Origin of the sequence: Winogradskyella undariae, from assembly GCF_013285155.1 — a bacterium.
GTDB classification, from domain to species: Bacteria; Bacteroidota; Bacteroidia; order Flavobacteriales; family Flavobacteriaceae; genus Winogradskyella; species Winogradskyella undariae.
The window spans coordinates 415,796-429,098 of record NZ_JABTEL010000004.1 but is presented as its reverse complement, the minus strand read 5'-3'; the positions used below and the strand labels follow the sequence as shown (position 1 = coordinate 429,098).

General features: G+C 32.0%; 11 protein-coding genes and 1 tRNA gene. 7 read left to right on the top strand and 5 right to left on the bottom strand.

The genetic code is table 11. The annotated features are described in order from the left end of the window. Positions 1 to 884: 884 nt before the first annotated feature. The 3 genes from HSX10_RS08450 to HSX10_RS08440 all read right to left on the bottom strand — a co-directional run bounded on the left by HSX10_RS08450 (position 885) and on the right by HSX10_RS08440 (position 4,432). Positions 885 to 958 (bottom strand) — tRNA-Asn (locus tag HSX10_RS08450). Between the two features lie 96 nt (positions 959 to 1,054). Beyond that, complete coding sequence (gene rseP, locus HSX10_RS08445) at positions 1,055 to 2,401, bottom strand: RIP metalloprotease RseP (protein ID WP_173587761.1); 1,347 nt, start codon at positions 2,399 to 2,401, stop codon at positions 1,055 to 1,057. Between the two features lie 96 nt (positions 2,402 to 2,497). Then, positions 2,498 to 4,432 (bottom strand): M1 family metallopeptidase, encoded by a 1,935-nt coding sequence (locus HSX10_RS08440; RefSeq protein WP_173587760.1) that lies wholly within the window; start codon positions 4,430 to 4,432, stop codon positions 2,498 to 2,500. 85 nt (positions 4,433 to 4,517) lie between these two features. On the opposite strand from HSX10_RS08440, the gene HSX10_RS08435 reads away from it, so the two are divergent. The 4 genes from HSX10_RS08435 (at position 4,518) to HSX10_RS08420 (ending at position 7,800) form a co-directional block, all read left to right on the top strand. Further along, entirely contained in the window at positions 4,518 to 5,198 is a 681-nt protein-coding gene (locus HSX10_RS08435) for an SCO family protein (RefSeq protein ID WP_173587759.1), read from the top strand. Between the two features lie 98 nt (positions 5,199 to 5,296). Then, a complete protein-coding gene (locus tag HSX10_RS08430; protein WP_173587758.1) occupies positions 5,297 to 5,524 on the top strand; it encodes a FeoA family protein in 228 nt (75 codons plus the stop codon). After that, complete coding sequence (gene feoB / locus HSX10_RS08425) at positions 5,517 to 7,616, top strand: ferrous iron transport protein B (protein ID WP_173587757.1); 2,100 nt, start codon at positions 5,517 to 5,519, stop codon at positions 7,614 to 7,616. The genes HSX10_RS08430 and feoB overlap by 8 nt, the downstream gene beginning before the upstream one ends. Positions 7,617 to 7,659: 43 nt before the next feature. After that, a complete protein-coding gene (locus HSX10_RS08420; protein WP_173587756.1) occupies positions 7,660 to 7,800 on the top strand; it encodes a FeoB-associated Cys-rich membrane protein in 141 nt (46 codons plus the stop codon). 273 nt (positions 7,801 to 8,073) lie between these two features. Here the strand turns inward: HSX10_RS08420 and HSX10_RS08415 are convergent, their stop codons facing one another. Together HSX10_RS08415 and HSX10_RS08410 are read right to left on the bottom strand one after the other, a co-directional pair. Then, positions 8,074 to 8,883, bottom strand: coding sequence for a DUF6503 family protein (locus HSX10_RS08415; RefSeq protein ID WP_246293621.1), 810 nt, complete (start codon positions 8,881 to 8,883; stop codon positions 8,074 to 8,076). A 109-nt stretch (positions 8,884 to 8,992) separates the two neighbouring features. Beyond that, positions 8,993 to 9,646, bottom strand: coding sequence for a metal-dependent transcriptional regulator (locus HSX10_RS08410; RefSeq protein WP_173587755.1), 654 nt, complete (start codon positions 9,644 to 9,646; stop codon positions 8,993 to 8,995). Between the two features lie 101 nt (positions 9,647 to 9,747). On the opposite strand from HSX10_RS08410, the gene HSX10_RS08405 reads away from it, so the two are divergent. The 3 genes from HSX10_RS08405 (at position 9,748) to HSX10_RS08395 (ending at position 13,249) form a co-directional block, all read left to right on the top strand. Then, complete coding sequence (locus tag HSX10_RS08405) at positions 9,748 to 12,102, top strand: TonB-dependent receptor (RefSeq protein ID WP_173587754.1); 2,355 nt, start codon at positions 9,748 to 9,750, stop codon at positions 12,100 to 12,102. Between the two features lie 12 nt (positions 12,103 to 12,114). After that, entirely contained in the window at positions 12,115 to 12,585 is a 471-nt protein-coding gene (locus HSX10_RS08400; protein ID WP_173587753.1) for a thioredoxin family protein, read from the top strand. Positions 12,586 to 12,805: 220 nt separating this feature from the next. Further along, positions 12,806 to 13,249, top strand: a complete 444-nt coding sequence (locus tag HSX10_RS08395; protein WP_173587752.1) for a DUF2753 family protein — start codon at positions 12,806 to 12,808, stop codon at positions 13,247 to 13,249. The last annotated feature ends 54 nt before the right edge of the window (positions 13,250 to 13,303 follow it).

Below are 13,303 nucleotides of genomic sequence, written 5' to 3'. Positions count from 1 at the left end.
GCTGTCAATTCAATATGTTAATGAACTTATTTCTTTACTTTTGCTTAACGTTGTTTTGTTAAGCGGGTGCAAATATACAAGTCTTTTACTTACTTACAAGTCTTTTTTGAAGTTTATTTAAAACTATTTTTTAGATATCTAATTATCAATATTTTAAAACTTAAATAAAATCTACTCAATTCTAAAAAAGCATCAGGAGTTCAATTTACATTACTCATAAAGCCATTATTAAGACAGAACACATTATTAAGATTTAGAATAACACATATGATTCTTTAGCCTACAGATTACAAAATCACTTCTCATTACGGTATCGATCATCGAAACCAGGCAAAGTCAAAACTTTTATCTCAAGCCCTGCATAATATCATTATACTAAATCCCGAAACACAACTTAAGAATTTTTCTCAATACACAAACTCAACTAAAAAAAAAGTATAAACCCATAAACAAAGTCACAATAAGTTAATATATAAATTAAGTCCCTAAATAATTTTAATACCACAAGTAGTACCCACCCTATCTTTTCTCAGTATAATTTTAATACTTATACAAAATATACATATTGGATTTCAGTAAAGCTCATTAAAGAAACTCTTCTTTTACAGAATACAAGTTTTAATACTCACAGATCACACAGTTTAAAACTAAAAACACATTCTGATGCAAGTTACCTCTGAATTTCAGTTTGAATTAATAATGGGTGCTATCTGAAATTTGCAAGGGTCGGTTTAACAACCTAACCAGGCTTAACCGAGAAGAATAATAAGCTTTAACAAAAACATACCTAAAGCAACACCACAAAGCAAACCCAACAATAACAAGGGAAAGTATAAAACACAAAAAAGCCTCTACATTTCTGTAAAGGCTTTTGGTTTAATAAGCTCCTCTTCTTAGGCTCGAACTAAGGACCCTCTGATTAACAGTCAGATGCTCTAACCAACTGAGCTAAAGAGGAAGGTTATTGTTTTTTCGCGTTAGCGAGTGCAAATATATAACACTTTTTAATATCTACAAAATATTTTTAAACTTTTTTTTAAAAATATTTCAAAATTTAATTGCTGAATGCCTTAAAGATGTCATTTCCATTAGCAAACAACACTAAGGCAATTAAAATAAAGAAGCCTACCATTTGTGCACGCTCTAAAAATTTCTCACTTGGCTTACGTCCCGAAATCATTTCATATAATAAAAAGACTACGTGACCACCATCTAATGCCGGAATTGGCAATAAATTAAGGATAGCCAACATAATTGATAAAAATGCGGTTAAACCCCAAAAATAAGACCAGCTCCATGCGCTTGGAAATTGATCGTAAATGGCTTTAAATCCACCTAAACCCTTATAAGCACCTGTACTTGGATTTGTAATTGCAGCTAATTGATCAAAATAATTAGTAATCGTCTTTGTGAATTTACGTCCACCTGCAGAAAAGCTTTCTCCAAAAGAGTATTCCTTTCTTGTAATTTCTAAATACCCTAGCTCATCAAAACGGCTGTAGTTATTTGTCCAAGGACGAATACCAAACTTACCTTCTTCGTCTAATGTTAATTCTTCTTTTACTATACTATTATCGTCTTTAAGAACTTCGACTGTAACTTTTTGATTTTTTAAGTCTTTAGTAAGCGCTTCAACTTGATCAAAATATTTAATCTCCTTACCATTTACACTCTTAATGATATCACCCATTTTTAAATCCTTCTTAGCATTTAAAGAAGAATCTGCAACTTCACCTATCATAAAAGGCACACGGTATTCAAAATTGAATTTACTTTTACTAGAAGAATATTGTCCTAAAAAGTCTTCAGGCAAATGAATATCTTTCTTTTCACCAGCTCTTTCGATAGTTATGGTTTCTGCACTAATAAGATTAAACCCAACATCCGAATCATTAACAACAGGTATATTATTAATAGACAAAATCTTATCTCCAGTCTTAAAACCGATATCTAATAACGTAGGGTTATCTATCCAATAACCATCTTTTAAACTGTCTACTTTTACATCCGAATCACCGTAAGTAAATGAAACTGCCACATAAATAACATAGGCCAATATAAAATTCACCGTAACACCACCAAGCATAATAATAAGACGTTGCCAAGTTGGCTTAGAACGAAACTCCCACGGTTGTGGTGGTAAAGCCATTTGTTCTTTATCCATACTTTCGTCAATCATACCCGCAATCTTAACATAACCACCAAGCGGCAACCAACCAATACCATATTCGGTATCTCCTATTTTCTTTTTAAAGAGTGAAAACTTTACATCAAAAAAGAGGTAAAATTTTTCAACTTTAGTTTTAAAAAGCTTTGCTGGTATAAAGTGTCCAAGCTCGTGTAAAACAATCAGCAAGGATAAACTAAGTAAAAATTGAGATATTTTTATAACAAATTCCATGTACTATTTTTCAAATTTCGATTTGCAAAAGTAAGGTTTTTATATGAAATGATATATTACTTAACAATTGGTAATATATTAAAATTCAGACCTACACTAATTTTTTATAATTCGTTTATTGACGATTTGATCATCTGTTTGAAATTGAACAAATAATAACCCCGAAGACAACGCCGTTAAATCTACTTGAGGACTCCAATTTTGTTCGAGTAACAATTGCCCTAAACTATTATATATTTTTATACTATTTATAGTAGTCTGCTCTGGTTTTTCAATATGAATTAAAGAGGTTGTAGGATTTGGATACAGGGTTATTTCTGTATTAAAATCATAATCATCAGTACCTAAAGTTACCGTATTGTTTTTTGAAATTAAATGATAATCGGGATCAAATAACACCTCATCTACTGTAAAATCAACAGTTTCTAAAAACTCTTCATTATTAATTGTATGATCTAAAACGACGTCTATACTTTCTCCCAAACTCCCTAAAATCCTAATAGATACTCCGGCTTCGAAAAAAGAAACAGATTCATCACTTTGAGTTTGCGCTAACGTAAGCTGTAACTGATTTCCATTTTGGCTCCAGTTAACCTCATAACTTGGATAGCCTTCATTATAAACCCAATCATCGAAAAACTCACCTAAATCTTCACCTGTAGATAATTCCATTGCAGTAATAAAATCATCCGTTTTAGCATAATCATAAGCTAATGTTGGTGTCGTTAAATAATCTTGTAAACCCTGATAAAAATCGGTGTCTCCTAATTTTTTTCGTAATTGATGTAGCACCATCGCTCCCTTATTATAACTTAAACGACTGCTAAAAATTCGACTTATACTCGTTGTATCTTGATCGGTAAGATAAACAGCACCTCCAGGTTGAGAGGTAATACTAGAAACGGTTTGTTGTCTCCAAGATTTAAAAGTTTCTTCACCATCTAAATCTTCAATAACTAAACCAGCTAAATAGGTTGCAAAACCTTCGTTAAGCCAAATATCTTTCCAACTACCACAGGTAATTTTATTACCAAACCATTGGTGCGCTAATTCATGTGCAATAAGACTTCTACTAAACGACCCCATAAAAGAAACGGTTGTATGCTCCATACCGCCTCCCCAACCAAATTGGGCATGTCCATATTTTTCGTCTGCATAAGGATATTCTTCAAATTTATTAGTGAAAAAATTCATGATATCTACAGTAACTTCTGTACTAGCTTGTGCACTTGTTAGGTTTTCTGGATATACATAGTTGACGATATCAAAAGGATTTCCATCATTAGGAACCTGATGCGAATACACCTCATAATTAGTAACTGCAATAGCAATTAAATATGCAGGAATGGGGTGACTATGTTTAAAATGAGTTGTTTTTTCTGAACCAATTATGGTCTGACTCTGTTCTAAGCCATTAGAAACGGCAACATAACTTTCGCTTGAAGGATTAAGCTCTGGCGTTGTAATATAAACATCAATCTCATCTATTTTATCTATTAAATCTTGCTTACAAGGCCACCAACCTTTAGCACCGTAAGGTTCAGAAAGTGTCCAAATAATAGGATCTCCATTATGTGTGGTTTGCTCAAAAGAATCAAACCCCGAACTTACAGGATTACCGGAATAACTTACAGTTAACGAGTCTAAAACTCCTAAATTTTGTATAACTGGTAATGTAATCACCAACTCGTCATCTGTATTTTGAGTAAAACTTAAAGCTGTTCCTCTTTGTAAAACTTGAGAAACAATCATATTATCAGCCAAATCAAAAGTGATTTCAGACACGTCTTCTTTAGCTTCGAAATAAGTGGTTACATCTCCAGAAATTGATGCTACAGACGGATCTATATCGAACTCTAATCGGTGATATTTTACATCATAATTTCCTGTATTAGTATTCTGACTGCTTAGAATTTGATTCATTGCAGATTTAGCTTCCGCATCACGAATTTCATTTAATGTATCATGAAAATCTTGAGCATTCATTTGTAGTGTGAATGCCAGGATTAAGCATCCCAAAAATTGTTTCATAGCAATGGTTTTTATTGTTAAAAATAAAGCTTTTATTGAGATACAGTCGTATTTTTGTATGACAACTATCTTTAACACATACATAATGTCATTTCTTGCGTTCTTTAAAGGCTATAAAAAATTTGGAATCTTTTTTTCTGTACTTTCAGTTATTATCCTTGTAATTATCTATAATATTCTTAATGTAAAACAAAATTTACCCATTTATCAACCAGGAATGGTGAGTGAAGAATTAGTAGATAGCACAATTCAATATCAATTAAAATATCACAAAATTGCTGACTTTAGTTTAACCAACCAAAACGGAAAAACGATAACACAAGACGATTACAAAGACAAGATCTATGTCGCTGATTTCTTTTTCACAACATGCCAAACCATTTGCCCAATAATGACAGGCCATATGGCTGAAGTACAAAAAGCAATTATGGGTGACGATGATGTAATGCTGCTTTCACATTCTGTAACACCTGAAATTGATAGTGTTGCCCAATTAAAAAAATACGCTTTAGAAAAAGGTGTTAATGACCAAAAATGGAACCTTGTAACTGGTGATAAAAAACAAATCTACGAACTGGCTAGAAAAAGCTACTTAGCAGTTAAGACAGACGGTAATGGTGATCAATATGATATGATACATACCGAAAACTTTATACTTGTTGACAAAAAACGTCAAATTAGAGGTTTTTACGACGGTACTAAACCTGAAGATATAAAGCGCCTTATAGAAGACATAGAAACTTTAAGGTATTTTGATAAGCAGTAAGAAATCGATAAAGCCGTTAAATATTCCTTATCTAGCTTCTTACACTAATAAATTTCTCTTACTTTTGCTTCTTTAAAACAATTCTAAATAAGCAAAGATTGACATTAGCAGAATTAAAACGTGGACAACAAGGTATCATTATAGATGTGTCCTCTATTCATATTCCATTAAAACTTCTTGAAATGGGATGTTTACCTGGGAATACGGTAGAGCTTGTACAAGTCGCACCTTTTGCAGACCCATTGTACCTAAATATAAATGGTACACATTTAGCTATTAGAAAAGAAACTGCTATTCATATTATAATTGAAACTGCGCATGAGTAAGCAAATTAATGTTGCTTTAATAGGAAACCCAAACACAGGGAAAACTTCTGTTTTTAACGCCCTAACCGGTTTAAATCAAAAAGTAGGAAACTACCCAGGTATTACAGTTGAAAAGAAAGAAGGTATTTGTAAACTTCCTAGAGGCGTAAAAGCACATATTATTGACCTACCCGGAACCTATAGCTTAAACGCTTCTTCATTAGATGAAAATGTTGTTATAGAATTACTTCTAAATAAAAATGGCAAAGATTATCCTGATGTTGCCATTGTTGTTAGTGATGTTGAAAACCTAAAACGTAACCTTTTACTATTTACACAAATTAAAGATTTAGAGATCCCAACAATTTTGGTGATTAATATGTCTGATAGAATGGCTTACAAAGGTATTTCTTTAGATATCGCACATTTAGAAAGAGAACTTAAAACAAAAATTGCCTTAGTCAGCACCCGAAAAAATAAAGGTATAGAGCAGATTAGAGAACTAATTATAAAACATAAAGAACTCTCTGTAGAGCCTTGTTTAAATTCGTCAACCATAGACGAATCCTATTTTGATAATTTAAAAAAAGCATTCCCAAACCAATTATTATATAAACTTTGGTTGGTTATTACGCAAGATGTCAATTTTGGTAAAACAGACCGAAAAAATTACGAAGCTGTTGAGGATTTTAAAACAAAATCTAAAACAGATTTAAAACGCCTTCAACAAAAAGAAACAATAAAGCGTTACCAATTTATAAACGAAACGCTTAAAAAAGGACAAACTATTGACCTTAAGTCGGCAAAAGATTTACGTATAAAATTAGACCGAATATTAACCCATAAAGTTTGGGGATATTTAATTTTTGGACTCATTTTATTATTAATGTTTCAAGCTATTTATGATTGGTCTAGTGTACCAATGGATTTTATAGATAGTTCTTTTGCATCTTTAAGCGAATGGGTCAAAGAAACTTTACCAGAAGGCGCTTTCACTAATTTACTAGCAGAAGGAATCATTTCTGGACTTGGAGGAATCGTTATTTTCATTCCACAAATTGCATTTTTGTTCTTGTTTATTTCTATTCTAGAAGAAAGTGGTTACATGAGTCGTGTGGTCTTTTTAATGGATAGAATTATGCGCCGCTTTGGACTTAGTGGAAAAAGTGTAGTGCCCTTAATTTCTGGTACTGCTTGCGCTATTCCGGCTATTATGGCAACACGTAATATTGAAAGTTGGAAAGAACGCTTAATCACCATATTAGTCACACCTTTTACAACCTGTTCCGCTAGGTTACCTGTATACCTTATTATTATTGCTTTGGTAATTCCTGAAGGTCGAATTTTAGGTTTAAGCTACCAAGCATTAACATTAATGCTATTATACCTTATCGGTTTCGGAACTGCAGTTGGTTCAGCTTGGATACTAAACAAGATAATGGGATTAAAAAGCAAGAGCTTCTTTGTTGTAGAAATGCCAAATTATAAGTTACCATTATTTAAAAATGTAGTACTAACAGTTTTAGAAAAAACAAAAGCTTTTGTATTTGGTGCTGGTAAAATCATTTTAGCCATCTCAATTGTACTTTGGTTTTTAGCATCTTACGGACCTGGAGATAATTTTAATAATGCAGAAAGTATTATTACAGAAAAATATGCTTCTGAGAATTTAACGAAAGAAGAATTACATCAAAAAATAGAATCTCAGAAATTAGAACATTCCTATATCGGAATTGCAGGTCATGCTATAGAACCTGCAATAAGACCTTTAGGTTACGACTGGAAAATTGGTATTGCCATTGTTAGTTCTTTTGCTGCTCGTGAAGTATTTGTAGGAACTCTAGCAACTATATATAGTGTTGGTAGTGACGAAGAAGAAACCATTAAAAATAGAATGGCAGGAGAAGTAAACCCTATTTTAGGTGGACCTTTATTTAACTTTGCTTCTGGTATTTCATTATTACTATTTTACGCTTTTGCTATGCAATGTATGAGTACACTTGCTATTGTAAAACGAGAAACTAACTCTTGGAAATGGCCTATTTATCAATTAGTAATCATGAGTACTTTTGCTTATATTGTAGCTCTAGTGGCTTACCAAGTCTTAATTTAAAGAAGTAATAGTATAAAACGTAAAACTTTTAAAAAAGAAATATATGAACACTATTATCCAAAACACACTAGCATTTTCCGCTGTAGGATTAGCAGTGCTCTTTTTAGCAAAAAAGTACGTATTGCCTACTAAGAAAAAATCGAATAAAGCCTGTGGAGGTGATGATGGTTGTGGATGCCACTAAAAAATCCCTTTAAAAAAAAGGGATTTAATATCAATTAGAATTTGTCTATAATATTTATTTTAATAGCTTACTTCTTCGATTACAAAGAAAACAAAGCAACTTTTTCAAAAGATTTTATTAGTAGTCTAATTCTATGTATTTGCTTATGCTTTTCCGCAATAGCGTTTGTTACTTTTTTTAACCTCACCATTATACATGGCATCTTTTATATAGGCATAGAGATTATCTTAATCTTTGTAATAAAAGTTTTAATTCAGAACAAGTAAATTATTATTACTTCTCAATAAAACCTTCTGGAATCGTAAATGTATCAGCTTCTGGAGTTACAAATTTTATATTTTTTAACGTTGCTTCACCTATCACTTTTCCTAAACCACCATCTTTAGTCCATTCATAAAATTCCCAATTGTGAGCAAATGGAATTCCATCTATGGTTTTAAAATTAGAATACCCTATAGCGTGTGGATCAGATTCCGCAGCTTCTTTAGATTTATTAACGGTAACGATATAAGCAACATATTCCACCATATGTGTTTCAGGATCGCTATAAACAACATACCAATCATCAGGAGCATCACCCGTATTAGCTTCAAAACTTAAATGTTGTGTATCATACATTTTATTATTAAGCTCAGAAGTTTCTAGTTCAGACCAAATTGTTCCTTGGTCACTTAATTTATTTTGAAACAGTAAGAAATACATCCAAGTATAAGCATCAAAACGAGCTGCTTTATCATTTTTTAAATCTGATGAATGAAATACTTTATCACCATCATAATATATAAACGAACCATCCTTTAATTCTATTTTACCTTTTGTAGAATTTGTTAGATAAGTCATTTTTGCATCTAAACGCTCTTGACCTCCAAAGCTAATTACCATATCTAACTCAATAGCTTCTTTAGATAAAAACGCCTCATTATTGTAAGCTTTTTCAATAGTTTCTATAGGTGACATTGGCATCTCATCTATTATCAGTTCAGGCACTTCAACTTCCTTATCTTGTTTGTTTTCATTTTTACAACTTACAGTAAGTAGTAAAATGAATAAACAAAAAACACACGATCTCAACATATTTGACATAAAAATAGATTTTAAAATTAAAAATTCCCTTATTAATTAGGGCGTAAGATAAGCACTAACAATTAGACCTCAATATTTTAATGGAATTTTTAGCTTTAAAAAATGAATACTATACCTTTTTTAAATAAAGATTTTTTGCTACGCTTTGAGAAACGACAATTTCAGAATCCTCTATCTCTAACTTTATAGAATTATCAAAAGGCTCTTTGTGTAAAATCTTAATTATAGTACCTAACCCAATACTATTACTGTCTAAATATTTTAAAAATTCAGAAGACGTATCATCTACACCTATACATTTATAAGTAAACCCGATTTCAGCTTTAGCTAAAATAATTTTTTCAACAGTTTTAAAATTACCGTCTTTATCCGGTATAGGATCACCATGCGGATCGTAAATAGGAAATTCTAAAAACGCATCTAATTCGTTAACTAATTTATCAGAATTAATGTGCTCTAAATGTTCTGCAACTTCATGAACCTCATCCCATGAGAAATTTAATTTCTCCACCAGAAACACTTCCCATAAACGATGACGGCGTATCACTTTTACAGCATAATCACGACCTGCTTTAGAAAGTGTTGCGCCTTGATAAGGTACATGTGTAACCATCTTTTTTTCAGCCAACTTTTTAACCATATCAGTTGCTGATGATGCTTTTGTATTCATTTCCTCAGCAAGCGCATTGGTAGAAACACCTTTTTTAAATTGTTGCTCTAAATGGTAAATGGCTTTTAGATAATTCTCTTCTGCTAAAGTCACAAGTTTTTAATTTATGCAAAGATATATTTTTTTTATTAAAAACATATTTTTAGATTTGCCTAAATTATAATTCAATCAAGTCTAAATAATAATTTAACTATATGAAATATTTTACCCTCATTAGCTTATTAATGGTCACATTGATTTCCGCTCAAAATGACAAAACCACAATTTCGGGCCAGGTAACAATTGAAGGAGCCCCTGTCCCATATGCTAGTATTTATGTTAAAAACGGAACAAAAGGCACAGATACTAACGAAAATGGAGATTATAACCTAACCCTTGCCTCTGGAGAAATTATATTAATAGTGAAATCGCAAGGTTACAGAACACAAGAAACACCATTAACCTTAACCCCTGGAGTTAACCAAATCATTAATTTTGAAATGATTGAAGATGTACTTGGCTTGGATCAAGTTGTAGTCAGCGCCACAAGAAACAGAATTAGTAAAAAAGAAGCACCTGTAATTGTAAAAGTACTAAGTCCCAAACTCTTTAATGCCACACAATCTGTATCCTTAGCAGATGGTTTAAATTATCAACCTGGAGTACGATTAGAAACCAATTGCCAAAATTGTGGTTTTACACAGGTACGTATGAATGGTTTACAAGGACAATACACACAGATTCTAGTCAATAGCCGCCCTGTATTTAGTGCTTTAAATGGTGTTTATGGATTAGAACAAATACCCGTTAGCATGATAGACCGTGTCGAAGTTGTGCGTAGCGGTGGTTCTGCCCTTTTTGGATCTAATGCAATAGCAGGAACTATAAACGTGATTACTAAAGAACCTGTAAATGATAGCTGGGAAATTAGTACAAACCTAGGATTAATAGATGGAAAAACAGCAGACCGTACCGTTAATATTAATGGATCTGTTGTTAGTGAAGATTTAAAAAGTGGGGTTACCGTTTACGGTATATTCCGTGATCGTGACGCCTACGATGCAAACAACGATGGTTTTAGTGAAATTACAGAATTAAAAAACAACTCTTTAGGATTAAAAACTTTTTTAAGACCAAATGACAATAGTAAAATTGGGTTAGATTTTACCGCCATTAGAGAATACAGACGTGGTGGAAATAAATTAGAATTATCACCTCAATTTAGTGACATTACAGAAGAACTTGATCATAATACCGTTTTTACAGGTTTAGATTATGAACTTTTTAATGATGACCACACCAACACCTTAAGTGTTTATACTTCTTTACAGCACACAGATAGAGGAAGCTATTATGGTGGATTAGGGGGCGGAAGAACTGCTGAAGATTCTATCGCTGCAAATAATGCATTTGGAAACACTAAAGATTTAGCTTTTGTTGCAGGAGCTAAATTTAATCATGAATTTAAAAACAATAATATCGTAACAGCGGGTATAGAATACCAATTAAATGACACTAATGATGCTATTATTGGCTACAACCGTCTTGTAGATCAAAAGGTAAATAGCATAGGTGTTTATGGGCAATACGAATGGAAACCAATAGAGAGATTTTCTGCACTTATCGGCGTACGTTTAGATAATGTAAACGTGGATGGCTATTATACTATTCAAGACATAGAGAGCTCTTCAGATGTTTCAGAAACAGTAATAAGTCCAAGACTAACCTTATTATATAACCTAACAGACGAACTAAAATTCAGAGGTGGTTATGCTAGAGGATTTAGAGCACCACAAGCCTTTAATGAAGATTTACACATCTCTTCTGTCGGGGGAGAACAACGTTTTGTTATATTATCTAACAATCTAGAAAGTGAGTTTTCAAATGCCTATACAGCTTCATTTGATTACACAAAGGATTTCAACAAAACACAAACTAATTTATTGGTTGAAGGGTTTTACACCACATTAAAAAATCCATTTACAATTGTAAGTACAGGTACCCCATTATCAAACGGCTCTATTTTAGAAGAAACTCGTAATGGTTCTGGTGCTTATGTTACAGGTGCTAATATTGAACTAAGTGTTTCACCAAGTTCAGATTTATTTTTCCAAGCAGGTTTAACCGTACAAAAGTCAATATTTAAAGAAGATCAACTACTATTTGAATCTGATGGTTCTATACCAGGAGAACAAGATGTTTTATTAGATGAATTTGTAAGATCACCAAATACTTATGGTTTCTTAACTTCTAGCTGGGAAGTTAGCGATGCTTTTAAACTAGACGTTACAGGAAGCTATACTGGTTCTATGATTGTTCCTCTTGTTGTTAGTGATTCTGGTTTTGTAGACCTAATAGATACAGAATCGTTTTTTGACATGACTACAAAACTAACCTACCATTTTGATCCTATTGAAAATTTTCACGTAGAATTAAGTGGAGGTGTTCAAAATATTTTTGACAGTTACCAAAGTGATTTTGATACCGGAGCAGGAAGAGATTCAACCTATGTTTACGGACCTAACCGACCACGTACTTTCTTTATTGGTCTTAAGTTTGGAGACTTTTAAAACCTTATCATTATGAAATACATTTTTTATACGCTAACCTTATTTCTAATACCACAAATTCTCTTATCTCAAAGTGATGTAGAGATCCATTGGAAAACATGGACAGAACTAGAAAAAGCAGTAGAAAAAGAACCAAAACCTGTATTTGTTTATTTTAATGCAGAATGGTGTGTCTATTGCAAAAAGTTAGATAGAGAAGTCTTTACCAAACAAGCGGTTATTAAAAAAATGAATAGCGATTATTATGCCGTAAAGATGAATGCTGAATCTTTAGACACTATTGTATTTGATGGCGTAACATTCACCAATAAACAAGCCATAACCAAACGTAATGGCATACACGAGCTTCCACTACTCTTAGCCTCTAGAGAAGGTGTAGAATTCACACTTCCAGCAACATTAATTTTTAATAGAGATTTTGTAATTAAACAGAAGGTATTCAATTACTACACCTCTAAGCAATTATTAAAAATGCTTAAATAGTTTTTTACTTAAAACCATTAAAGGCATAGTATCCTTAATAAAAGTTACTATTTTTTTCATATTCTGAGAGTTAGGCAGTACCGCGATTTCATGTTAAAAAGCGGTACAGCCGTCTAACATTTAAACAAACACCATTAAAACTCTATAATTCTACTTACTACTAAAATTTATTGAAAATTTTTAAGACCTCATTAACTATGAATTATAACAATAAAAACTCATGAGCGATATTTGTCTAAACCATATTGAAAATTATTGGAAAACAAGAACAAAGATTTCTAATCAATTATTCGAAGAAAAACAATTCGAAAAAGCGTTAATAGATTATAAAAATGCAATTTACAGATCTGAAGTTCTAAACAATCATCCTTCAAGCTGTAAAGAACTAGGCATACCGTTTGCTCAAATATATCTTGTTTCGTGTAACAACCTTATAAACACATACGAAGAGTTAGGCAATTTATCAGAGGTAGAAAATATGCTAAAACGAAAGATCTATTTTATCTTACATTTTAAAAACTCAGAGCACACAGATAAAACAATATTACAATCCGAATTAAGTCGTGCAGCTCTAGCCTATTTAAATTTTACAGAACAAGAGGGTGGTCATAATAAAAAGCAAACACAACTATATAAAACACTTAAATCTGAAATCAGATCTTAATAATTCTATTCCTTATAAAATTGAATTTAAAACTAACGATAGATATTTCAATAT

Bases quoted from the DNA above. Each gene is read 5' to 3' on its own strand.
- rseP (WP_173587761.1), bottom strand. From the start codon at position 2,401: ATGGAATTTGTTATAAAAATATCTCAATTTTTACTTAGTTTATCCTTG.
- HSX10_RS08440 (WP_173587760.1), bottom strand. From the start codon at position 4,432: ATGAAACAATTTTTGGGATGCTTAATCCTGGCATTCACACTACAAATG.
- HSX10_RS08435 (WP_173587759.1), top strand. From the start codon at position 4,518: ATGTCATTTCTTGCGTTCTTTAAAGGCTATAAAAAATTTGGAATCTTT.
- feoB (WP_173587757.1), top strand. From the start codon at position 5,517: ATGAGTAAGCAAATTAATGTTGCTTTAATAGGAAACCCAAACACAGGG.
- HSX10_RS08420 (WP_173587756.1), top strand. From the start codon at position 7,660: ATGAACACTATTATCCAAAACACACTAGCATTTTCCGCTGTAGGATTA.
- HSX10_RS08415 (WP_246293621.1), bottom strand. From the start codon at position 8,883: ATGTCAAATATGTTGAGATCGTGTGTTTTTTGTTTATTCATTTTACTA.
- HSX10_RS08405 (WP_173587754.1), top strand. From the start codon at position 9,748: ATGAAATATTTTACCCTCATTAGCTTATTAATGGTCACATTGATTTCC.
- HSX10_RS08400 (WP_173587753.1), top strand. From the start codon at position 12,115: ATGAAATACATTTTTTATACGCTAACCTTATTTCTAATACCACAAATT.
- HSX10_RS08395 (WP_173587752.1), top strand. From the start codon at position 12,806: ATGAGCGATATTTGTCTAAACCATATTGAAAATTATTGGAAAACAAGA.